Here is a 22,310-nt window from a genome sequence, read left to right as displayed (position 1 = left end):
TTCGTGGCGTTGATGAAGGACGCTGCGCTGTTGGTGCTGCTGCTGTCCGCACCGGCGCTTGGCGTCGCCATCCTGGTCGGCTTTGGCGTCGGACTCTTGCAGGCGCTGACGCAGATCCAGGATCAGACCCTGCCGCAGGCGGTGAAGTTGGTGGCGGTGTTGCTGGTGTTGATCGTCACCGGGCCGCTCTTGGGCGGTGAAGTGGCTGACCTGGCGGGACAGATGCTCGACCGTTTTCCTGCCTGGACCCGCTAGGCCGTGTTTGCCGGCGGTGAATTGGCCTCAGCATTCTTCGATCTGGCCTATCCGTTACTCAGCGCATTCGGCTTGGCAGTCGCACGCGCACTGGGCCTGGTGATGATCACGCCTGCGTTCAACCGGCTCGGGCTGACCGGTCTGCTGCGTTCGGCCGTGGCGGTGGTCCTTGCGATCCCTGTGGCACCTGCGATGTTCTTGGCATTTTCGAGCCTGGACGCGCCGTCGCCACTGATGCTGTCGGGGCTGTTGGTCAAGGAACTGGTGATCGGACTTGCGATCGGGCTGTTGTTCGGTATCCCGTTCTGGGCGGCCGAGGTCGCCGGTGAGCTGATCGACCTGCAACGGGGATCGACCATGGCGCAATTGCTCGATCCGCTGGGTATTGGCGAGGCGAGTGTGACCTCGACCTTTCTCACGGTAGCGCTGATCGCGTTGTTCTTCATGACCGGCGGGTTCATTGCCATGCTCGATGGCTTCTATCGTAGTTACACCCTATGGCCAGCGCAGGCTTTGACGCCGGTATTGGTCGAGAGCACCGCGTTGCAGTTGCTGCACGTGCTCGACCGGCTGATGAGCATCGGCGTGCTGATGATCGCGCCCGTGGTCATCGCTCTGCTGGTGGCGGATCTGCTGCTGGCGTACCTCTCAAGGATGGCACCGCAGCTCCATGTGTTCGACCTTTCGCTGCCGGTCAAGAATCTCCTGTTCGCCTTTCTGCTAACGCTGTATGCCGCGTTTCTGGTGCCGTTCATGCTGACGGAACTGGAGGCGCTGCCGACGCTTTTCCGACGCTTCCTTGATTCGAGCCTCCCCATGGGGGCGGCTGCGTTCGACTGACGGCGGGCCGCCTACTGCAATACCTCTGTCATCGTGTCGCGGCAGAGTCATACCAAAGCGGCTGGATAGCCGCCTCGCATTAGCTTGTTTGGCTTCGGGATGGAAGTCGTGTCGTCTGGCGTCGATATCCCGAAGGAGACAACGCATGTCCATCGTGTCCGGTGGCCTGAGTATGATCGTCTGCTCGCTGAATCCCGCGTGGGCGCGGGCACTGGTGCTTGAACGCGAGGCACGGCTGCGGTGAGTGACAAGAGCGAAGAGAAATCCCAGCCTGCATCCGACAAGAAGCTGCGTGATGCACGGCAGAAGGGACAGCTCTCAAAGAGTCAGGATCTTGTGACCGGCATGGTCATGCTCGTCTGCACTCTGTGTGTGGTCGTGCTGATCGACGGCATCCATGCCCGCGTGCAGCAATTTCTCGGCACTGTGGCACGCGTCTATGTAGAGCCATTCGCCACGGTCTGGCCACGCGTGCAATCCGAGGCGTTCAGCCTGCTGATCGCAGCAACGCTGCCGATCTTGGTGGCGACCGTCGCAACGGTAATCGTCACCAACGTCGCAGCCATGCGCGGCATGGTATTCACCGCAGAGCCGATCAAACCCGACGTCCAGCACATCAATCCGGTTGCGGGCTTCAAACGCCTGTTCTCGATGCGCAGCATCACCGAATTTCTCAAAACGCTGTTCAAGCTGCTGGTGGTAGCGGTGGCTCTGGTGATCGTCTATCGCCTCGGCTTGCAGGCCTTGATGGAGTCGTCCCGCTGCGGCGCCGCCTGCGTCTATTCCTCCTTCCTTTCACTCCTGACGCCGTTGGTAGTGACCGCCCTCATCGCTTTTCTGGTCGTGGGGGCAGTGGACCTGCTGATCCAGCGCTGGTTGTTCAGTCGCGAAATGCGCATGACCAAGAGCGAGCAGAAGCGTGAGCACAAGGACATGGAAGGTGACCCCCTGATCAAGCGTGAGCGGCGGCGTCTGCGGCAGGATTTCCAAACACCAGGCGCGCGCCTCGGTCTTGAGCAGGCGACGCTGATAGTGGGCCAGGCCGGTGGTTGGCTCGTCGGGCTGCGCTATGTCCGTGGGCAGACGCCTGTACCGGTCGTGGTGTTCCGCGCGGCACCCGAACAATCCTCGGCCGTGCTGGCACGCGCCGCGCAGCTCGGCCTGCCCCTGGCCACCGACAGCGAGCTGGCCGAGGCCATCGGCAAGCGCACGCCGCCTGGCGCTCCGGTGCCTGATCGTTATTTCCAGCGTGTGGCGGACCTGCTGGTCTCCGCACGGTTGATATAAGCGTGCACGACGTGCTCGTTCATTGCTCTGCCCGTATGGGCCTGCCTTCAACGAACCTTCGGAGAACATCACATGGCTCTGCTGATCGACGATTCGGGCGCGCGCCGTCTAGTGCGCAACCTTCAGACCCAGGCACAGGAAGAGCGCGAGCGTTTCCGCCAGGCCGTGCAGAAGGCTGTAGGCGATCGCGCCAGGGCGTCTGACGATGCGCGTCTGGACCAGCAGCAACCACAGGAGCGACTGGTGGTCGTCGAGCGCGGCGATACCTTGAATGACATCGTCGAGGCGTACGACGTCGAGCTGCCGGAGGTCGAACAACTCAATCCGCAGCTGGAAAGTCTCGATCACATCGACACCGGAGAGGTGCTGTTCCTGCCGCCACCATCACCTGTGGAGCTGGCTCAGCGACCCAACGGCGAAGCCTTGTTCCTGAATGATCTCTATACCCGCGGCAACGCCATCGAATACGCGGACGCCAGTGAGATCGACCACCAGGCCGAGGTCGACACGCTGGTGGCCGACGTCCGTGAATACCTCGGCGCACTGCCTGCCGGCGCGCGCAAAGCCGCCGCGCAGCGCCTGTTCGATGAGAACTGGACCGATGCCGGGCCGGCACAAATGGCGATAGAACAGGCCGCCAGCGCCGAAGGCATTACCCTTGCGGCGTCCTCGCATAGCGGTAGCGCCATCGAGACGAAGGCCCGCCAGCTCGTTGCCGACGCACAAGCGAAGACCGATCCGCTCGAACGTCTCGAGAGCCTGAACACAGGTTTCAAACAAGCATCACCCGAGGTACAGCAGGCGCTCCTGCGGTCGTCGGACGCGCGGGACATCATTGAGGGAGCTGCCGATCAGGCATTGGCCGCGCTGACCGAAGAGCACAAGGATGCGGTGGACCCACACGTATTCAAGACCTTGGAGCTGTTCCGTCGCCTTGATGAAATGAGCGCCGATCTGGAACCCGCGCTCACCAGCGAACTGGTCGAGGCGGCGCTGCCCGGATTGGAGGAGGCATTCGCCGAGTCGCTCAGTAGCGATTTTGGCGCGCTGCGCGTGGGGACTCAGGGCATGGACCATCTGCTCAATCTGACCGGCCGGCTCGACCCCCAGGCCGATCAGCGTTCGTTGGAGCGGTTAAGCGCGATGGGCTTTTACCACATGCATGGCATCAGTCAGCATCTCGGCGGAGGTGGCAGCCTGAACTATCCCCTCGCGCTTGTCGGGCACTACGAGGGTGACTTCCCGACCACGCTCACTGAAGGCGACATCCTTCCCGGCTTGACACAGAACACACAGCGCATCGGCGAGCACGTCGATGCCTACCAGAACCATCTGCTGGAGCTGACTTGGCTGGAGGAAAACGGCGGATCGGTGATGACCGATGACCAACTCGCCGATGCGGTAGACCAGTACGTCGAGGGCAACGAGGACTGGCAGAAAAAGGCCACCGACTTGCGCGATCAGCTTGCCGATGATGGTGAGCAGGTGCTGGAAAACCTCGCGACCATCGACGCGCACTACCCGGAGCTATTTGAAGGTGAGGAAGAATTCGCGACCGAACTGCAGAACATGGGCAGCGCTGAACTGGATGCTCGGCTGAGCCGCATCGAGAACCCCGAAGAGCGCGCCTTCGCAAGGGAACTGATTGCATCATTCGATAACCCCGACACCTTTACCGCGCTGGGCATGGCACTTGATCGTGATCCGTCGCTACTGTCCGACCCGCAAAGCATGCAGCTGCTCGGCCAATACGGCCGTTTGACCGACCGTGGGCGCAAGTTCGTCGAGGAAACGGCCACGCAGATCATTCGCCGTACCGTGTTACCGGAGCTTGCCTCGCTCGATCCCGCCAACCCGAAGAGCTACCAGTACGCGCAGAACGCGCTGGACAATTTCAACAGCAAGTCGACCGCTCGTTTGCTTGGGGTGACCGAAGCCGACCTGGACGAGGCGATGAAGGTGATCGAGCGTGCAATGCCGCAGCCGGGTGAGAGCACCGTCGATGCGCGTGCTCGGTTGCAGGCGATGAACGACGATTTCGATCGACTGAGTTCGTCCCGTTCCGGCGTGCGTGCCTTCAACCGCGACACCGCGCCTGGGCAGGTTCTGCGACTGTTGGGTGTGGTCGGCAATACAGCGGTTATGTTCAATTCACAGACGAACCTGGTGAACGACCCGAATGTCTGGACGGCACTGAAACTCTCCCTGGATACCGCCGGCGTGGCGCAGAAAACCACGGAGTTGATGATCGGTGTCGGCATGTTCGAAAAGGGCGGTACGCTCGACAAACTGGTCGGCGGCAGCAATCGCATGCCGGTGAAGGTACTCGGTGTGCTGACCTCGCTCTACGACTTCCGCAATGCCTGGCAGGCTGGTAATCAAGGGGATGCGGGGGCAGCGGCGCTGTATGCCAGCACCGGCGTGGGCGGGGTGATGGCGGCGGTCGGCACCGGCAGTATGTGGGGACCGATCGGTATCGGCGTGGTGTTGCTGGGCACCGGAATCCATATGAAGTACGACCAGGTCAAGCAGGCCAACCAGTACCAGACTGAAACCACGGTGACGTTCCTGACACAGGCCGGCTTCAGCAACAGTGCTGCCCAAATACTCTCGGATCAGAGTGGGGAAGGGTATAGCGTGTTGCCCCTGCTCGAACGCTACGCCAATAGCCGGGGATTCGACCTCAATGATGCAGCTGATCAGCAGGGATTCGTCTCCTGGATCAATGCGATGCCCGCGGATCGTCTTGGTGTGCTGCGAGACAATCTTCACCGGTCCCTGGATGAGGTGGACAATGATCTCGAGCAAATTCCGGACGCCAGCGACGACGATGACTTCTTTGAATTCAACAACACCGATCGTCCACACTTCACCTACAGCGGCTACGCCACGCCCCTGTCGATGAATCAGATGGACACGGTTCTGCAGATCCTGGACCTGCAAACACTTGCTAGCTAGTCGGCACATAGGACGCACGAGGCGTCCAGGCGGCCGGCCGACTGGCGCTCAGTGAAGCGAGCGTAGCTTTTTTGTGCCAGGAAGACTCTCGGCTGGCCTCACAACGCCTAGCACCAACGTCGACATTTAGGTGCATAAATACCTACATCAAGCGGAGCAAACCCGCCGATTTGCCAAAACCTGCCCGCGCATTCGCCCAATGACCCGTTGATATCTTCCTGTTAGCCACCCGTCACATTGACGTCAGTCTGCTCTCCCTAGAGTGGTGGAACCTCTAGGGTTAAGGAGAGTGTTGTGGCGACGCTCATTACGTTCAGGAAAGCGCTGGCTTCGGCCTTGGTCATAGGCTGTGCGGCCGTTGCTACTGCCGTCTTTTACGGGGATTCGACGTCTGGTGCCACAGTCGCTGCGACAGCGCCGGCGGTGCCTGTCAGGATCGGGATCGTTGAGCAACGCTCTGTACCGGTACTGATCCGCGCCCTAGGCAATGTGCGCTCCCAGCGCAGCGTTGAGATTCGCGCGCAGGTCGACGGTGTGCTCGTCGAATTGCCGGTCAAGGAAGGGCAGCTTGTCCGACGCGGAGACCTGCTCGCTCGTATCGATGATCGATCGATTGTGGCTGCGGTAGAGCAGGCCAAGGCACAGGCAGCGGTGACCGAGGCTCAGTTGGTGTCCGCCCGGCTGGATCTGCGCCGCTATCAATCGTTGGCCAAAACCCAGGCCATTGCTACCCAGACGCTGGATCAGCAACGTGCGCTGGTGGCCCAGCTGGAAGCCACTTTACGCACCCACGAAGCCAGCGTGGCAGCCAGTCAGGTACAGCTCTCACATACTCAAATCCGTGCGCCGAGCGATGGTCGGGTAGGGATTCACAACGTACATGAAGGCAATTTTCTAAGGGCCAGCGATGCACAGGGGCTGTTCTCCGTGGTGCAGCTGGACCCGATCAGCGTCGAGGTGTCGTTACCCCAGCGGATGTTGCCGCAATTGCAGGCGCTGCGGCCTGGCAGCGAGAGCGACCCGGTGCTGCTGCAGGCGTACTCGGGCGACGGTGGTTTGCTGCTCGGCGAAGGGCTCCTGACGCTGATAGACAACCGAGTGTCGACGCAGACTGGAACCATCCGGATCAAGGGCGACTTCGCCAACCCAGACGGACGCCTATGGCCGGATCAGTCAGTGACCGTGAGCCTTCCGGTGCAGACCTTGCCGAACGCGTTGGTGGTGCCACATCGAGCACTGCGCCAGGGTGTCGATCAGGTCCTGGTCTGGCGTGTCGTGGACGGCAGCGCCGCGCCCCAAGCGGTACAGGTGCTCCATTCTGATAACGAGATTGCTGTGATCAGTGGCCTGGCCGCTGGGGACACCGTGGTGGTCGATGGGCATTCGCGGCTGCGGCCGGGCGTGGCCGTCCGTACGCTCGATGAGGCCCAGCAACCGGAACCTGCGATGGCCACCCGGAGGGGATTCTGATGGCCCCGCGCAGCCTCTACGCCTGGTTCATGGATCACCCGGTCGGCACGATTCTGCTGACCGTCGCCCTGGTGCTGCTTGGCGCGCTGGCATTTCCGCGCTTATCCATCGCGCCGTTGCCCGAGGCAGAATTTCCGACCCTGCAGATAACCGCCAGCCTGCCCGGAGCCAGTGCCGAAACCATGGCCTCGTCCGTGGCGACGCCTCTGGAAGTTCAGCTCAGCACGATCTCGGGCATCACCGAGATGACCTCGTCCAGTTCCCTGGGCATGGTCACGCTCAACCTGCAGTTCAATCTGGAAAAAGACATCGACAGCGCCGCCCAGGAAGTCCAGGCCGCGATCAATACAGCCTCGGCGCGGTTGCCGGAGGACATGCCGAGCCTGCCGACGTGGCGTAAGGTCAACCCGGCCGACAGCCCGATCCTGATCCTGCGCGTCAACTCCGACCACCTGTCCCTGATCGAGCTTAGCGACCACGCCGAAACCGTTCTGGCGCGGCAGCTCAGCCAGATTCAAGGCGTCGGCTTGATCGATGTGGTCGGTCAGCACCGGCCGGCCATACGCATCCAGGCCCGCCCGGAAGTGCTTGCCGGCGCCGGGGTGACACTGGGCGACATACGCGAAGCCGTACAGCGCTCCAGCGTCAACCTGCCGAAGGGGGCGCTGTACGGCAACAACCGCATCTCCACCTTGGCGGTCAACGACCAGCTGTTCGAGGCGCACGAATACGAGGACATAATCGTCACCTACCGCAACGGATCGGCGGTGCGGATCAAGGACCTGGCGACGGTCCGGGTTGGCGCGGAAAACGACTATACCCAGCACTGGCCCAATGGTCGACCCGGCGTGGTTCTGGTGATTCGGCGTCAACCGGGCGCCAATATCGTGGCCACTGCCGAGCGTATTCAGGCAGCCCTGCCGGGGTTGCGCGAAGCGCTGCCGGCGGCGATGGAAGTCGAAGTGCTAAACGACCGTACGCGCACGATTCGTTCCTCGCTGCACGAAGTCATGCTGACGCTGGTCATCGCGATTGTGCTGGTCGTAGGGGTGATGGCGCTGTTCCTGCGCCAGTGGTCGGCAACGCTGATCGTCGCAACCGTGCTGGGGGTTTCGCTGGTTGCGACCTGTGCGGTGATGTATCTGGCCGGCTTCAGCCTGAACAACCTCACCCTGGTCGCTATCGTGATAGCGGTAGGGTTCATCGTTGACGATGCCATTGTGGTGGTCGAGAACATCCACCGGCATCTGGAGGCCGGGGACACTCGCTACGACGCGGCGCTCAAGGGTGTACAGGAAATCGGCTTCACCGTGGTGTCGATCAGTGTGTCGCTGATCGCGGCGTTCATTCCGCTGTTATTCATGGGCGGTGTGATTGGACGCCTGTTCCGTGAGTTCGCCTTGACGGCGACCGCCGCCATCCTGATCTCGGTGGTGGTCTGTCTGACCCTGGTGCCAACGCTGGCGGCGTTGTTCATGCGGGCACCGAAACACCGTCAGTCCAGCACGACGGGCATAACCGGGCGGCTGGTCAGCGGCTATGACCGGGTATTGCGTTGGGCGCTGGATCACCAGCGCACCATGCTCGGCATCTTCGGGTTGAGCGTGATGCTGAGCGTGGCGAGCTTCGTGATGATTCCCAAGGGGTTCTTCCCGCTGCAGGACACGGCTTTCATCGTCGGCTTCACCCAAGCCGCACCAGACATCTCCTATGACGAGATGGTCGCCAAGCACCAGGCACTGCAGGCGGTTATCAGCCAGGATCCAGCCATCATCAGCTACAACCATGGCGTCGGCGGTGTTGCCAGCGACTCGATAGGCAACGGCCGCATGTGGCTGGTGCTCAATGATCCCGGGGAGCGTGACGAGAACGTCAGCGAAGTCATCGACCGACTGCGCCCACAGCTGGCGCAGGTGCCGGGAATCCAAGTCTTTCTGCGTGCGGCCCAGGACATCAACATCGGCGCTGGGGTGCCCCGTGCCCAGTATCAATATGTCCTGCGCGCACAGAGCAGTGCGGAGCTGGCGCAGTGGACCCGGACGTTGACCGATCGACTGCGGCAGATGCCCGAGTTCCAGGACGTGTCCCATGACCTGCAACTGGACGCCAATATCACCCGCCTGAGCATCGACCGGGATGAGGCCGCCCGCTACGGTTTCTCCGCCGTTGACGTCGATAACGCCCTGTACGACGCCTTCGGCCAGCGCCAGATCAACGAATACCAGACTGAGACCAACCAGTATCAGGTTGTGCTCGAGCTGAGCACGGCGCAGCGGGGCAACGCCGAGAGCCTGGCCTTCTTTCATCTGCGTTCGCCCACCACGGGCGAGATGGTGCCGCTGCGTACCTTCGCCCGCCTCGAGGACCAGGAAAGCGGCCCTCAGGTCATTTCCCATAACGGCATGCTGCCGGCCGCCAATATCTCGTTCAACCTGCGTGCCGGTGTCGCCCTGGGCGACGCAGTGGCGCAACTCAATGCGCTGCAGTTAGAGATCGGCATGCCGGCTTCGGTGACCGGCACCTTTCAGGGCGCCGCTGAAGCGTTTCAGGCTTCGCTGGCCAGCCAGCCGCTGCTGATCCTCACTGCATTGCTGGCGGTTTACATCATCCTTGGCGTGCTCTATGAGAGCTTCGTCCATCCGCTGACCATCTTGTCGACGCTACCGTCGGCCGGCGTTGGCGCCATTCTGTTGCTGTGGGCTTGGCAACTGGATTTCTCGATCATGGCGTTGATCGGGCTGATTCTGCTGATCGGCATCGTCAAGAAGAACGGCATCCTGCTGATCGACTTCGCTCTGCATGCCCAGCGGGTAGGCGGGTTGTCGCCACGCGAGGCGATCCACCAGGCTTGTCTGACGCGCTTCCGTCCGATCGTGATGACTACCCTGGCCGCGCTGCTCGGGGCGGTGCCGCTAATGCTGGCGTTCGGAACCGGGGCGGAGCTGCGTGAACCGCTGGGCGTGGCCATCGTCGGCGGGCTGATGCTCAGTCAGGTGCTGACGCTGCTCACCACCCCCGTCGTGTACCTGGCACTGGATCGCTTGTCCCGGCGCGATCGCGCACCGGCCACCGCTCAACCGACAGGAGAGGTGGCATGAACGCGCGAGCATCATGGGTACTGGTGGTCATGCTCGGCTTGGCTGGATGCGCGGGCCAGGCGGGCAGGGACGAACCGCTCGAGCAGCCAGCATCCGCACTGCCGTCAGCACTGGCTGTTCTGTCTCCGCGCTGGTGGGAGAGCTTCGAGGATCCATCGCTCGAGCGTCTGATTCGCCTGGCACTGCGCGACAACCTCGACCTGTTGAGCGCCAATGAGCGGGTACGCGAGCAACGTGCGCAACGACGTCTGGCTGCGGCTGCTCTGGGGCCTGATATCGCCATCAGCGGTCAATACGGACGTGCCCGCAACGCGCAGGACGGCCGAACGAACGACCACTTCTACGGGTTGGATCTGGCTTGGGAGCTGGATGTATCCGGTCGGTTGCGTGCCCTGCGCGATGCCAGCGACGCCGAGCTACGTGCCTCTTGGGAGGACTACCGGAGCTTGCGCATCGGGTTGATGGCCGAGGTTGCCAACACCTACCTGAGCTATCGTCTGGCGCAACAGCAGTTGGCGATCGCCACCCGCACTGGCGAGACGCAGCGTGAAATCGCCCGGGTGACCCGTGAACGCTTTGCCCAGGGGACCGTGAGTCGCCTGGATCTCGAGCGGATCGAAGCCCAGGTGCAGATCACCGAAGCGGAAATCCCCGTCGCACGTCAGCAACAAGTCGATGCACGTTACGCGCTGGCCTATCTGCTGGCCACTGAATATCAACAGGTTGACGCGATTCTTGCGGATGGGCCAGAAACGACAAGCCTGCCGAATGAGGATGCGTTGGCGGCGTTGCTCGAGGTGCCGGTGGAGATCCTGCGAGAACGCCCCGATGTACGCGCAGCCAGTGAGCGCCTCACGGCGGCGGGAGCGGGGCTGGCTGCCAGCCGGGCCGCGCGCTATCCGCAACTGACGCTGGGTGCCTTGGGCGGATTCGAACGTGGCACCAGCGTCCCCGCCTGGTCGCTGACCGCAGGGCTGCTGCAGCCGCTGTTCGACTTCGGCCGCATTCGCGCTGGCATCGAGGCCAGCGATGCACGCCAGGCACAGGCGCTGCTGGCCTACGAAGCGTCGCTACGCCAGGCGATGCGGGAAACCCAGAGCGCCATTCATGCCTACGGTCAGGGCTGGCAACGCCAGCAGCGCCTCGACCAGGCGGCTACGTCCGCCACGCGTGCGGTCGCGCTGGCGCGTAACCAATACCAGATCGGCACCGTGTCGCTGTTGGAGGTCCTGGATGCCGAACGCAGCCTGTTCGATATCCAGCGCAATCAGGTGCAAGCGAGCGCCGACATCTCGCTGCGCTGGGTCGAGCTGCACCGGACGATCGGCGTCGCGCCCGCCCTTCCTTCCACGCCGCTTGCCGCGAACGGTAACTGACCCATGCGATCGCTATTCACTGCGCCGGAGCGCTCGAAGCTCGGGAGCGATCGAAGCGCCATTGAAAGAGGTGAACAACGCTTGGAATCTTGGGTGCTGCTCGACCTGTTTAGTCGTCAACGCTAGCGGAGTTGATCGGCGGCGCCTTCAACGTCCAGGCGATCGCTTCCCATTCAGACAAATCCGATCCAGCGGCCAGCGATGAGGATCGAAAGCCAAAGCATGGCGGAGGCGGCGGCGAGGGTACGAACTCGAACAGTTAGCTGGTTGCTGCACAGGGCGGTATTAAAGTGGCCGCCGCGATGCTGGAGAGTGATGTTACAGATTGCCACCACTAGCAGTGCCGCTTTGTAGCGAAACGCTGGGTTCTCTGCGTATTCGACCGGTTTCACGGAGAACAACCAAAGGCCCGTAATCACCGCGAGCGTGAAGCCCGTCGCTGCCGCGCGTACAAGAAAGGGTCCAAGGATTGGCAGAGCCCGCGCGTGCCGTGACCGTAAAACGAGCCAATCGAGGGGCAAGATCGCGCCTAGCAGTAGCCCTATGCCAAGGATGTGAGCTGCATTGACGACGAGATAGGCGATCCAGGATTCCTGCAGGAAGACGGCGCCGGGCCAGGCGGCGATTGATTGCAGAAAAACTGTCATCGCCGCGGCGTCATTCCGTGATGCGTTCCGGATACATGTCGTATTGCTTGCCGCCGACCGTAACCCGCACGGCTTTCATATGCGCTTCGTTCGGCTCTTTGGTACGGTTGCCGAGTACCGTGATGTCATCGCCCACTTTGGCAGTATCGCCAGTAAAACCGGAACGTTGTGTCTGGTTCGGATTCCCCAGATCAACTCGCCATACGCGGCCGTCTTGAGCCTTTACGCGTAAGACCGGATGAGGTGGAGCCATCGAAATTTCATCAATTGTGCCCTTCAATTCCGAGAGCTCTTCTTCTGCCCAGGCCCAACCGTGGTGAGCGAAGACTTGTGTTGTAGCCAACACTATCGCTGTGACACAAAGGACTGAGGCCATACGACGGGCAAATTTGTTCGCCGTGATGGAGGCTGCTCGGATGGCGGTTCGGCTTTCGCTTGATATCGACATGATGATGCTCTTGAGGCGAATAAGTAGGTGTTGGACACATTGAACGCGGCTTCCGGTAAAACAAGAACTGCCAGTGCCTACCGTCCTAAATGATGTGTAGCAGGTTCTGGGGACTTTCGCTTTCAACGTCATGTTCAAACGCTACGAGCTGGACGCAACACCGGACGAAGACCCAACCAAACGTCAGATCGCTTGTCAGTTTCATTACCGCGCACGAATAACCAGATAAGGAACTGACATGAAAAAGAGCTTATTGCTGTTGGCCGGGCTTTGCGCGGCGCTAACTGGCGGTGCCCATGCCCAGGAGAAGCCAACCGTTCAGTTCATTGCCACCGGTGGCACGATTGCCATGAAAATCGACCCGGTCAAAAACGCACCCGTACCTGCCATTTCTGGCGATGATTTGCTGGCCACCGTGCCTGAAGTGGCAAAGCTCGCCAAGATCGAAGTCAATAATCTATCGAACGTGCCTTCGGACTACATGGATCCCCCGCGGTGGGTGGAGCTTTCCAAGGCAGTAAACACTGCACTTCAGAATCCGGAAGTTTCGGGTGTGATCGTGTCGCACGGCACTGACACCCTGGAGGAAACCGCCTTCTGGCTTGACCTGACCGTAAAATCGGAAAAGCCCGTCGTCGTTATTGGGGCACAGCGCAACGCGTCCTCTTCCGACTTCGACGGCCCCCGCAACCTGCTCAACGCTGTGCGGATTGCGGTTGATGAGCAAGCAAAGGGCAAAGGCACCATGCTGGCCATGAATAACCAGATCAATGCTGCGCGCCATGTGACCAAAACCCATACGGCCAACGTAGAGACCTTTCAATCTGGCGATTACGGTTTTCTAGGGGAGGTGTATCCCGACCGCGTGATTTTCGCCAGGGAGCCACTACGCCGACAGCATATCGAGATCAGCGCCGACACCATGCCAAAAGTGGAGATCGTTGCCATGTATGGAGGCGCCGATGGCAGCCTGCTGCGCAGCGCTGTCGACCAAGGCGCTGAAGGAATCGTGGTGCAGGCGCTGGGCATGGGAAACATGAACCGGCCGATGTTCGAGGCGGTGAAATATGCGCTGGGCAAGGAGGTACCGGTAGTCATCTCGACGCGTGTCTATAACGGGCGAGTCATGGCCAATTACGGCTTCGAGGGTGGCGGTAAAACGACCGCCGATGCAGGCGCCGTCATGGCAGGAAATCTGAGTCCACAGAAGGCGCGCATTCTGCTGATGCTGCTTTTACAAAGCGGTAAATCGGGACAACAAGACCTACAGGCCGCATTCGACGAGATGTGAACACCCTGGACATGCAACAGTCGGCGCATGCAGGCCGCGAAGCAATGTAGCGGCGGCGCTTGAGTCGCGCAGCCTCGGTCACTGATCGTGGTCTTAAAGCCATGCACCTGAGTGCCGATATGTTGGGCTTCCTCATGGAGGCCCTCATGAGACTTTACGGTTTGCAATGGCGGCAATGTTGGGATTGGCGCCGGGATACCGGGTGGCCCCACCGAGCGCGAATGATCAATCGTTAGCGAAGCTGACGGAATACGATCGGGATGATGCGAATCGCATCCGTCACGTAGCGCTTCACCAGGCGCCGCGGCTCCGTGCACATACGATGCAGCCATTCAAGTGACATACGTTGCATCCATCTGGGCGCGCGCTTGACCTTGCCGGACAAAAAATTGATTGACGCGCCCACACAAAGCCCGACGCCCTGAGCCCCTCCGTTCGTATGGATCAGCTGGCCCAGAAGTTCCTGACGCGGACACCCGACGGCCAGCACGACCAGTTGTGCCGGGTGGTCGGTAACGAAATCCAGGCACGCTTGGATCTCCTCTGGGCGATCGAAGAAACCCATGGGTGGGTTGTGATGGATGAAAGTCACATTTCGGTATAGCTGACGCATCGTCTGTATTTCCGAGGCGTCACTGCCAATCACCGCTACTCGCCATTTCCTCGCGTCCGCGATGCGCATGAGTTCCTCGGTCAGATTGCTGCCAGGGATGACCTCGCGCACCTGGATACGCATGAGCTTCATCAAGCCTTTCAAGACCTGGCTATCGCATATCCGGTGGCTGGCGTTGGCATAGGCGCGACGTAGCTCGGGATCGTCTTCGAGCCGTACCACATGATTGACGTTGGGCGTCACGATATAACTGAACTCGGTATCGCTCGCCTCGATGATGTGCGAGATGAGTTCGGCATTTGATCCATTGTAGAGGTCGATATCGAATACCCTGAGCGTGTTTTGTCTGTCATTGCAACAGGACGGTCCTTCGTCTGCACGAGGCTCACTCCATCGCGGTTGCTTATGCAAAACTCTGCCTCCTCGTTCGGCGTTTGGGGTGCGTTCAAGCCAAGAACTGCTGTGTCGCTGCAGTTCTTTCGTTGCTCTTAAACTGAACCCAGTCGAACGAAGAGGTTCGAGCGAGGTGCCGAGAGGCCAGACGCAGCAGCTGAACCCGCATCGATGGCCAGCGCCGAGAATGCTGGCGGTCGCCCGGTGCATGCCGTCCGGCCATGAGTGCGAACTTCCTCGGCACTAGACCCGCTCGATGTGCGTCGGGAAACACCACACCGGCAATGGCTTGCGGTGAAAGCCTGGGTGTGGCGGGGTTGCCCAAAATGTCGAGCATTTCGATATGCGGGGTGTTACCGCGTCTCGCACGCATTTGCGTGGACGTTCCGGTAAAAGTGCATCGACACGGCATGAACAGCGCAAGCCGAGTGGGGGCTTCTCAACCCGAGAGACCGGCTTCGGCCGCCGAATCGAGTATCCAACGACGGAACGCGGCGACCTTTGGTCGTTCGTGTCGGGCTTCTGGGTAGACCAGATAGTAGGCAAAGTCCTCTAGCAGCGTGACCCCCGCAACCTTAACGAGCTGCCCCTGCGCGAGTTCAGGAGCCACCATGGCGGCCGGCAGCAGCCCCACACCCTGGCCCGCCAGTACGGCCTTGACCAGCAATCCCGAGTCATCGAAGGATGGCCCCCGGGGCGGACCCACATCTTCTATTCCTTGCGACTGGAACCAGCGATGCCAGGCCTTGCGCTCCGCATCATGTACGTGCGGCCAGTGCGTCAGGTCGGATGGCGTTGCTGGCTGACCCAATCGTTCAACGAGTTGCGGGGCTGCCACCGGAACGATCTCCGCCGCCAACACGCGGTGACTCGACAGCCCCGGATAAACGCCAAGTCCGTGCCGGATGGCGACATCAACGCTATCGCGGGAGAAGTCCACCAATTGATTGCTGGTTACCACCCGCAGATCGATCTCCGGATTGTCGTTCTGGAATTGCGTCAGACGCGGTACGAGCCAGGCTGACGCGAAGAACGAAGTCACGCTCACAGTCAGCATTCCTGTCTCCATGGCGCTGGCAATGCGACTGGAGGCTTCGGTTATTTGCCTGAAGGCGTTGCGTACCGGCGGCAGGTAAGTCTGCCCGATATCGGTCAGGAAGATGCCCCGGTTCACCCGGTGGAATAGCTTGACGCCCAGATGGAACTCGAGCGTTTTGAGCAACTGACTTACTGCGCCAGGTGTCACGCATAGTTCTTCAGCGGCGTTCTTCACCGACAGGTGTCTTGCCGTAGCTTCGAACGCACGGAGTGCATTCAGTGGGGGCATCTTGCGCTCGATCATTTAGCTCACCTAACTCGAAACCGACAGAAATACTCGTTTGCGCGAGCGTTTGTGCAGGGTCACTATTCTTTCAGCTTAGTCACCTTGATGCGAATCATGCATGCGTGATCAAGCTTATCTATACCTTTCGTGGAGATGGATCACGTGACCACCCAACCGACAGCTCTGCATTACCTTGAATTGACTCAGCTCGCGGCTCACATAAGAACGCGCCAGATATCACCAGTCGAGGTCGTGCAGGCGCAGCTGGACCGGATTGCAACCATGGACGGTAGCCTCGGTAGCTACGCGCTTGTGACGGCGGATATTGCTTTGTCCCAAGCTGAAGCGGCCGAGGCGGAGATCGCGGCGGGCCGATACCGAGGGCCCCTGCATGGCATACCGATCGCGGCGAAGGACCTGTTCTGGACCAAAGGCATACCGACCGCAGCAGGCATGCCGATTCATCAGGACAATCACCCAACCGAGGATGCCACTGTCGTGCGGCGTCTCAAGGAGGGCGGGGCCGTCTTGCTGGGCAAACTGCAACTCACCGAAGGCGCTTACTCCGATCACCATCCCTTGATTACCGCCCCCAAGAATCCTTGGAATACTGACTTCTGGCCTGGTATTTCTTCCAGCGGTCCGGGCTCTGCGACGGCGGCGGGGCTGTGCTACGGCGCGCTTGCCTCCGATACGGGGGGCTCGATTCGTTGGCCTTCTGCCGCCAATGGTGTGACAGGCCTGAAACCCAGCTGGGGGCGCGTCAGCCGTCACGGCGTGTTCGAGCTTGCTGCAAGCCTCGATCATGTGGGCCCTATGGCCCGGAGTGCCGAGGACATCGCCACGCTGCTCGCAGCCATCGCTGGCGGTGATCCGAAGGACCCCACTGCGATAACCGATCCGGTCCCAGATTACGTGGCGGCTGTAGGCCAGGGCATCCGGGGCGTACGGATAGGCGTGGACCCCGAGTGGAACAGCGCCGATGTTGACCCCGCTATTCAACGGGCGCTATTGGACGCGCTGGAGGTGTTTCGCTCGCTCGGCGCGCAGATCGCCGAAGTCGCCTTTCCGGACGTCCAGCAGGCGGTTGCGGACTGGTACCCGATATGCGCGGTGGAGGCGGCCGTCGCGCACCAGGCAACCTATCCTGCGCACAAGAGCGAATACGGCCGGGTGCTGGCGTCCGTTATCGAAGCAGGTAGCGCTCTGTCCGGCATCGATTATCAGAAGCTACTGCTGCGGCGACTGACTTTCCGTGGCAGCGTTTGCACCTTTTTCAACACCGTTGATTTGCTGCTTACGCCGGTACACCCCTTCGCACCACTGAGCCTCGACGCGATACAGACATTGGGTGAACAGCCCGAACTGATCGCCAGGCTGCAACGCTACACCTGCCCATTCAATCTGACCGGCAATCCCACCATCACCTTGCCCGGTGGCTTCACCGAATCCGGTTTACCCATAGGGTTCCAGCTCGTCTCTGCGCATCTTGACGAGGCAATGCTCCTTCGAGCCGGCGCCGCCTTTCAAAGCGCTACATCCTGGCATCGTTGCCATCCATTGGCCTAACGGGCATTTCCATGACAAACAATTCGATGCCGTCTCGTGTTTTCTACGGCTGGTTTGTGGTGGCGGCCGCTTTCGCCGTTACCTTCGTCGGATTCGGAAGCGCCTATACCTTCAGCGCTTTCGTCATCCCTCTTCAGAACGAGTTTTCAGCCTCGCGTGGCTCGGTTTCCCTGGTGTTCTCACTGGCGGGCTTTCTGTATTTCGGCCTGGGAGTTGTGAGCGGGCCGCTCGCCGATCGCTGGGGTTCCCGGACGCTGGCGGTCGCCGGCATGATCCTGGTGGGGCTCGGTTTGGCGTTAGCCGGTATGGCCCGCACTCTGACGGAAGTCTATATCGCCTACGGGCTTGGGGTAGGGCTCGGTGTAGGTCTCTCTTATGTACCTGTGCTGAGCACCATCCAGCGATGGTTCGTTCGCCGTCGCGGGTTCGCATCCGGCGTCGCGGTCAGTGGGATTGGCGTCGGCACGCTTGTGATGCCGCCATTTTCCGCTCTGCTAATCGAGTCCATCGGGTGGCGCGATGCCTACCTCGTGCTCGGCGGGCTCGCCGCGGTCGTTGGTGCGGGCATGGCGCTGCTGATCGTCAACAACCCCAGGGATCGAGGCGCTGCGCCCGACGGCGACCCCGTGCAGGTGGGCGCACGAGACGAACCACGCAAAGGCTTCGCTGTAGCCACAGCCGTCAAGTCACCGCGCTTCATCGGCCTTTATGCCGCCTGCTTACTCTGCTCATTCGGCGTCTTCGTGCCGTTCGCCCATCTCGCTCCTTACGCTATGGATCTCGGCATCGCGCCCGCACAGGCCGTCTACCTTCTGGCTGTAATCGGGTTAGGAAGCACGGCTGGGCGTTTTTTGCTTGGCGGCTTTGCCGATCGGTACGGGCGGCGCTTTTCCCTTTTGATCATGTTCGTCGGCATGGCGCTCGCCATGCTGATCTGGCTGATCGCGGCGGAATTCTGGTCGTTAGTCATCTTCGCGCTTGTCTATGGCATTTTTTACGGCGGGTGGGTCGCAGTCCTCCCAGCCCTCGTCATGGACTACTTCGGCGAAGCCAAAGTCGGCAGCCTCATCGGTATTCTGTACACCAGTGTGGCGTTCGGTACGTTGATAGGGCCTAGCCTGGCGGGATACGCCTTCGATCTGACCCAGAGCTACACGACACCAATCCTGGCAAGCCTCTGCGCGAACCTGGTTGCCACGGTAATCGCGGCGGGTACATCGATCAGACGCGCTCGGTTTTCCACTAGCGAGGGGACACCAGACGCTTCACTTCACTGAAAACGTCGTCACGCAGCGCCCATGGGCATCCCCAGTAATCGTAGATGCCACCATCCGTACTGTTTTGCCCGCAAACCACAAACACGCCGGTGCCAAAACTCGCTTTAAGCCGCGCGGCTAACCATCCCACGAAACCCGAATTATCAGCGTCCGCTGGGAAGTGAAACCGCCAGACTGCAAAGAGCTCCATGCTGGCGTCGTTGCTTTTCACCAACTGGCTCCAAACGTGCTCATCGCGCACCATCGCCAGTGCTTCCACATTTGCCCGATTGGGGAAATGTGCCAGCGGAAATTCCTCAAAAGCATACGGCTCGTCAAAAAGCGTAAGACGGCTTCTTTGGATGATCGACTCGAGGCGGCTAGCCGTTTTCTCCGGTGTTTCATGCGAGATACTGACCATCGTTCACCTCAGGAGTATGCGGGCGGATCACGCCTGCCGGTGTATGCGGACGCGATCTTAGCTTGGCAGCCGGCTCTGGGTTCAACCCCGTTCGCGATGCATCAGCCAAAGAAAATAGGGGCAGCCGATAAATGCGGCCAGCAAACCCGCGGAGACCGGCCAAGGATAGGCGATGCTGCGCCCCATCCAGTCGGCGACAAGCATGATCAAGGCCCCGATGAGCGCGGCGAGCACAAGTTGCGGCACGGCATGACGTACACCGAGCTGGCGAACGATGTGAGGCGCAATCAGCCCGACGAAGCTGAGCGGGCCGACCACCAGCGTCCCGGCCGCCGTAAGCAGCGCCGCGAGCATCAGGATCGTCAGCTGGCTCAGACGCAGGCGCAGCCCCAATGCAGAGGCGGGTCCCGTCCCTAGCGTGAGCAGCTCGAGCGGGCGCGCCAACAGCAAGCATAGCGGCAACAGCAGACCGGCAACGCCCAGTGCGACCAGCGCTCGGGTGTCATCGACATGGTAGGTGGAGCCAGTCATCCAGCTCATCAGCATGGTCATACGTGGATCGCCGCTGGCCATCATCAAGGTACTCAGCGAGCCGAGCAGGGTGGTCAGACAGACCCCCGTGAGCAGCATGCGCTCAGCGCTGAAGGCGCTGCGCCAGCCGAGCCAGAGCAGCAGGCCGAGCGTGAGCAGGGCGCCAACGCTGGCAGCTGGCAGCATCAGCGGTTCGGGACGGCTGACGACAAGAAACAGGATCAGCACGGCAAGCGCGGCGCCGGAACTGGCGCCAAGCACCTCCGGACTGGCCATGGGATTGCCGGTGAGGCGTTGAATCAACAGACCGGCAGCCGCAAGCATGGCACCGGCAGCGATCGCCGCCACAGCGCGCGGCAGCCGCCATTGCAGCACCGGCTGCAGCTGACCGAAAGAACTCCAGTGCCAGCCGTCCGCCACGGGCGCCAGGAGCAGTGCGACGGGCAGCAGCACAAGCAACAGCAGACCGACACCGACAATCAAACGAGCGGTGGACACTTTTCGGCGACCGATGCCGGCGCGTGCCGGACGAATACCACCGGCACGTTGACGGCTCAGCAGCCAAAGCAACAGCGGCACGCTGAACACCGAAGTGAGGATGCCGGCTGGGACTTCTCCCACGAAGCGCGAAATTTCACGGGCGCACTGATCTACCAGACAGAGCAGTACGGCGCCCAATATCGGCGCCCAGATCAGTCGCTGGCGCAGCGTGCGGGCCCCGGTCAGACGAGCGATGGCCGGCGCGGCGAGGCCGACGAACCCGATAATGCCAACGCAACTGGTGACGAAGGCGCTCAACGCCACCGCGCTGAGCAGTGCCAGGCTGCGCGTGGTGCGCAGCGATACGCCGAGGCTGGAGGCGCTTTCGTCCTCCAGGCCAAGCGCTGCCAGTGGGCGCAGCAGGAGGCCTGCGAGCAGTGCCGCGCCGAGCAGGCGGGGCAGCAGGTAGGTGACGCCGTCCCAGCTGCTCTGGTTCAGCGATCCGGCTTGCCAGAGCAGCAAGTCGATCAAATAGTCGTGGTTGAAAAGCACCAACAATGCATTGATGGCATTGCAGTAGAGGCTGATGACCATGCCGGCAAGGATGAAACGCAATGGTGAAAGCGTCCGCCCCCAGGCAATGGCGAACAGCGCCAGGGTTGCCAGTCCGGCACCTAGCAGCGTGGCCCATTCGACACCGAAACGTGCCAACAGCCCAGGCGCGCCGATGGTGAACACCGACAACGCCAAGTTGGCACCACCCGCTACGCCCAGGGTTACTGGTTCGGCCAGTGGGTTGCGCAGCACCTGCTGAAACAGTGTGCCGGCCAGTCCAAGGGCGGCGCCGGCCAGCAGACTGACCAGCAGCCGAGGCGCGAAGCTGTAGTGCAGCATGACCTGACGCGCGTCGTCGAGATCAGGGCTCCACAGCGCCTGCCACCAGACCTCGCGGGGAAGCAGTCCTTGCAGGCCATGGACCGCCAGGGACAGGGCGACCAACCCGAGCGCCAGGACCCAGGGCAGCGGGTTGCGGTAGGGCTCGCCGCGTCCGGCGGGCAGAGCGGTGAGGGAATCAGACATGCGGTTGGCTCTTCAGAAGGTAGCCGGCAATGCGTTCCGCCAGGCTCAGGGCGGAGGCAACGCCACCGTAGGGGTAGAATTTGCCGAGAGGCTGGCTATGACCGTTACGTACGGACGGCAGGTTGTCCCACAGCGCGTTGGGCTGGCGCAGGCTCTGCAGACGCGCCGACGTGGTCGGGATTTCGATATAGAGCAAGTGAGTGTCAGGCGTTTCTGCGAGTCGCTCGACCCCGGTCAAGCTGAAACCCATGGCATTGCTCGGCCCTTGCCAGGCATTGACCAGGCCGAGCCGATCGAGCACATCCTGGGCCATGCTGTGCCGGCCATAGACCGTCGCGTGGCGGCCGTCCTGGTTGAGCACCGCGATACACAACGGCGGCTGGGGACGGCTTGCCAGTCGTTCGGCCAAGATCTCGAGACGCTCATTGGCTGCCTGGAGATAGGCGACGGCACGTGACTCCAGCTCCAGGCGCGCGGCGAGTCGCAAGGTGAAGGCGCTGGCGCTGCGCCAGACGCCTTGTTCGGTGGGGTAGATGTCTACCACCTCGGTGGGTGCAATGCTGCGTAGGGCACGGTCGACCGTAGGGGGAAGCGGATCGCAGAGGATCAGTTCTGGCTTCAATTGCTGGAGCAGCTCCAGGTTCGGCTCCCAATAGGGGCCGATATCCAGCACCGGCGGCTTTACCGGCCAGGTCGGCATTCGCCGGTTGTAGTAGCCAACATCGGAGATGGCCAGCGGGGCGACACCGAGGGTGAGCAGGGTTTCCGCCGCCGCCCAGTTGATCGCCACGACGCGTCTCAGGGGTTCGGCCCTGATGCGCAGCGGCAGCCCGGCCGCCAGCGCCAACCCCCCTACGCCGAGCTGGCTGAGCAGTTGGCGGCGACTCAGTGGCATGCGGGACTCCAGTGTTTCGATAGCGGCATGACGGCTCCGGAAATGCGTCGGGCCCCTCGCTGAGGGGCCCGTGGTGGT

The 22,310-nt window shown here is 61.5% G+C and carries 17 protein-coding genes; 10 read left to right on the top strand and 7 right to left on the bottom strand.

Annotation, left to right across the window (positions count from 1 at the left end; translation table 11 throughout):
* The first annotated feature begins 12 nt into the window (after positions 1-12).
* The 7 genes from sctS (at position 13) to ACL0K2_RS02405 (ending at position 11,284) form a co-directional block, all read left to right on the top strand.
* Entirely contained in the window at positions 13-255 is a 243-nt protein-coding gene (gene sctS / locus ACL0K2_RS02435) for a type III secretion system export apparatus subunit SctS (protein WP_272892037.1), read from the top strand.
* Between the two features lie 21 nt (positions 256-276).
* Positions 277-1,095: a type III secretion system export apparatus subunit SctT gene (sctT, locus tag ACL0K2_RS02430; protein WP_413043703.1), complete on the top strand. Its 819-nt coding sequence runs from the start codon at positions 277-279 to the stop codon at positions 1,093-1,095.
* Positions 1,096-1,335: 240 nt separating this feature from the next.
* Complete coding sequence (locus tag ACL0K2_RS02425) at positions 1,336-2,382, top strand: EscU/YscU/HrcU family type III secretion system export apparatus switch protein (protein WP_239610393.1); 1,047 nt, start codon at positions 1,336-1,338, stop codon at positions 2,380-2,382.
* A gap of 72 nt (positions 2,383-2,454) precedes the next feature.
* Positions 2,455-5,340: a hypothetical protein gene (locus ACL0K2_RS02420; RefSeq protein ID WP_413043702.1), complete on the top strand. Its 2,886-nt coding sequence runs from the start codon at positions 2,455-2,457 to the stop codon at positions 5,338-5,340.
* 306 nt (positions 5,341-5,646) lie between these two features.
* Positions 5,647-6,810 carry an efflux RND transporter periplasmic adaptor subunit gene (locus ACL0K2_RS02415; protein WP_413044423.1) on the top strand — a complete coding sequence of 388 codons (1,164 nt, stop codon included), beginning with the start codon at positions 5,647-5,649 and terminating at the stop codon, positions 6,808-6,810.
* Positions 6,810-9,908, top strand: coding sequence for an efflux RND transporter permease subunit (locus tag ACL0K2_RS02410; protein ID WP_413043701.1), 3,099 nt, complete (start codon positions 6,810-6,812; stop codon positions 9,906-9,908). The genes ACL0K2_RS02415 and ACL0K2_RS02410 overlap by 1 nt, the downstream gene beginning before the upstream one ends.
* The gene (locus ACL0K2_RS02405; RefSeq protein ID WP_413043700.1) at positions 9,905-11,284 is read left to right on the top strand and encodes an efflux transporter outer membrane subunit; all 1,380 of its coding nucleotides are present in this window, start codon (positions 9,905-9,907) and stop codon (positions 11,282-11,284) included. The genes ACL0K2_RS02410 and ACL0K2_RS02405 overlap by 4 nt, the downstream gene beginning before the upstream one ends.
* Before the next feature lie 173 nt (positions 11,285-11,457).
* Here ACL0K2_RS02405 and ACL0K2_RS02400 read toward each other — a convergent pair whose 3' ends face one another.
* Together ACL0K2_RS02400 and ACL0K2_RS02395 are read right to left on the bottom strand one after the other, a co-directional pair.
* Positions 11,458-11,931 carry a hypothetical protein gene (locus tag ACL0K2_RS02400; protein ID WP_045162157.1) on the bottom strand — a complete coding sequence of 158 codons (474 nt, stop codon included), beginning with the start codon at positions 11,929-11,931 and terminating at the stop codon, positions 11,458-11,460.
* A 10-nt stretch (positions 11,932-11,941) separates the two neighbouring features.
* The gene (locus ACL0K2_RS02395) at positions 11,942-12,379 is read right to left on the bottom strand and encodes a DUF6152 family protein (RefSeq protein ID WP_413043699.1); all 438 of its coding nucleotides are present in this window, start codon (positions 12,377-12,379) and stop codon (positions 11,942-11,944) included.
* Positions 12,380-12,617: 238 nt separating this feature from the next.
* Here ACL0K2_RS02395 and ACL0K2_RS02390 point away from each other — a divergent pair, with 238 nt between their 5' ends.
* The gene (locus ACL0K2_RS02390; protein ID WP_045162160.1) at positions 12,618-13,670 is read left to right on the top strand and encodes an asparaginase; all 1,053 of its coding nucleotides are present in this window, start codon (positions 12,618-12,620) and stop codon (positions 13,668-13,670) included.
* A 232-nt stretch (positions 13,671-13,902) separates the two neighbouring features.
* Here ACL0K2_RS02390 and ACL0K2_RS02385 read toward each other — a convergent pair whose 3' ends face one another.
* Positions 13,903-14,886 carry a WecB/TagA/CpsF family glycosyltransferase gene (locus tag ACL0K2_RS02385; RefSeq protein WP_413043698.1) on the bottom strand — a complete coding sequence of 328 codons (984 nt, stop codon included), beginning with the start codon at positions 14,884-14,886 and terminating at the stop codon, positions 13,903-13,905.
* 229 nt (positions 14,887-15,115) lie between these two features.
* A complete protein-coding gene (gene gcvA / locus ACL0K2_RS02380; RefSeq protein ID WP_413043697.1) occupies positions 15,116-16,018 on the bottom strand; it encodes a transcriptional regulator GcvA in 903 nt (300 codons plus the stop codon).
* A gap of 135 nt (positions 16,019-16,153) precedes the next feature.
* On the opposite strand from gcvA, the gene ACL0K2_RS02375 reads away from it, so the two are divergent.
* Positions 16,154-17,569, top strand: a complete 1,416-nt coding sequence (locus ACL0K2_RS02375) for an amidase (protein ID WP_413043696.1) — start codon at positions 16,154-16,156, stop codon at positions 17,567-17,569.
* Positions 17,570-17,580: 11 nt separating this feature from the next.
* Positions 17,581-18,846 (top strand): MFS transporter, encoded by a 1,266-nt coding sequence (locus ACL0K2_RS02370; protein ID WP_413043695.1) that lies wholly within the window; start codon positions 17,581-17,583, stop codon positions 18,844-18,846.
* Here the strand turns inward: ACL0K2_RS02370 and ACL0K2_RS02365 are convergent.
* The 3 genes from ACL0K2_RS02365 to ACL0K2_RS02355 all read right to left on the bottom strand — a co-directional run bounded on the left by ACL0K2_RS02365 (position 18,812) and on the right by ACL0K2_RS02355 (position 22,232).
* Positions 18,812-19,246 (bottom strand): DUF6196 family protein, encoded by a 435-nt coding sequence (locus ACL0K2_RS02365; protein WP_413043694.1) that lies wholly within the window; start codon positions 19,244-19,246, stop codon positions 18,812-18,814. The genes ACL0K2_RS02370 and ACL0K2_RS02365 overlap by 35 nt on opposite strands.
* 81 nt (positions 19,247-19,327) lie before the next feature.
* On the bottom strand, positions 19,328-21,337 hold the full coding sequence (fhuB, locus tag ACL0K2_RS02360) for a Fe(3+)-hydroxamate ABC transporter permease FhuB (protein ID WP_413043693.1): 2,010 nt from the start codon (positions 21,335-21,337) through the stop codon (positions 19,328-19,330).
* Positions 21,330-22,232, bottom strand: a complete 903-nt coding sequence (locus tag ACL0K2_RS02355) for an ABC transporter substrate-binding protein (protein WP_413043692.1) — start codon at positions 22,230-22,232, stop codon at positions 21,330-21,332. Before ACL0K2_RS02355 ends, fhuB begins: the two co-directional genes overlap by 8 nt.
* Positions 22,233-22,310 lie beyond the last annotated feature (78 nt).

This window comes from Pseudomonas sp. YJ42 (genome assembly GCF_047225135.1).
GTDB lineage: Bacteria > Pseudomonadota > Gammaproteobacteria > Pseudomonadales > Pseudomonadaceae > Stutzerimonas > Stutzerimonas stutzeri_E.
Note: the sequence above shows the minus strand (reverse complement) of the source record. Positions and strands in the feature narration are given on the sequence as shown.

Excerpts from the sequence above, each read along its gene's own strand:
- ACL0K2_RS02395 (WP_413043699.1), bottom strand. The coding sequence starts at position 12,379 with ATGTCGATATCAAGCGAAAGCCGAACCGCCATCCGAGCAGCCTCCATC.
- ACL0K2_RS02405 (WP_413043700.1), top strand. The coding sequence starts at position 9,905 with ATGAACGCGCGAGCATCATGGGTACTGGTGGTCATGCTCGGCTTGGCT.
- ACL0K2_RS02420 (WP_413043702.1), top strand. The coding sequence starts at position 2,455 with ATGGCTCTGCTGATCGACGATTCGGGCGCGCGCCGTCTAGTGCGCAAC.
- ACL0K2_RS02370 (WP_413043695.1), top strand. The coding sequence starts at position 17,581 with ATGACAAACAATTCGATGCCGTCTCGTGTTTTCTACGGCTGGTTTGTG.
- ACL0K2_RS02390 (WP_045162160.1), top strand. The coding sequence starts at position 12,618 with ATGAAAAAGAGCTTATTGCTGTTGGCCGGGCTTTGCGCGGCGCTAACT.
- ACL0K2_RS02355 (WP_413043692.1), bottom strand. The coding sequence starts at position 22,232 with ATGCCACTGAGTCGCCGCCAACTGCTCAGCCAGCTCGGCGTAGGGGGG.
- ACL0K2_RS02365 (WP_413043694.1), bottom strand. The coding sequence starts at position 19,246 with ATGGTCAGTATCTCGCATGAAACACCGGAGAAAACGGCTAGCCGCCTC.
- ACL0K2_RS02410 (WP_413043701.1), top strand. The coding sequence starts at position 6,810 with ATGGCCCCGCGCAGCCTCTACGCCTGGTTCATGGATCACCCGGTCGGC.
- fhuB (WP_413043693.1), bottom strand. The coding sequence starts at position 21,337 with ATGTCTGATTCCCTCACCGCTCTGCCCGCCGGACGCGGCGAGCCCTAC.
- ACL0K2_RS02385 (WP_413043698.1), bottom strand. The coding sequence starts at position 14,886 with ATGCACCGGGCGACCGCCAGCATTCTCGGCGCTGGCCATCGATGCGGG.
- ACL0K2_RS02400 (WP_045162157.1), bottom strand. The coding sequence starts at position 11,931 with ATGACAGTTTTTCTGCAATCAATCGCCGCCTGGCCCGGCGCCGTCTTC.
- ACL0K2_RS02375 (WP_413043696.1), top strand. The coding sequence starts at position 16,154 with ATGGATCACGTGACCACCCAACCGACAGCTCTGCATTACCTTGAATTG.
- gcvA (WP_413043697.1), bottom strand. The coding sequence starts at position 16,018 with ATGATCGAGCGCAAGATGCCCCCACTGAATGCACTCCGTGCGTTCGAA.
- sctS (WP_272892037.1), top strand. The coding sequence starts at position 13 with ATGAAGGACGCTGCGCTGTTGGTGCTGCTGCTGTCCGCACCGGCGCTT.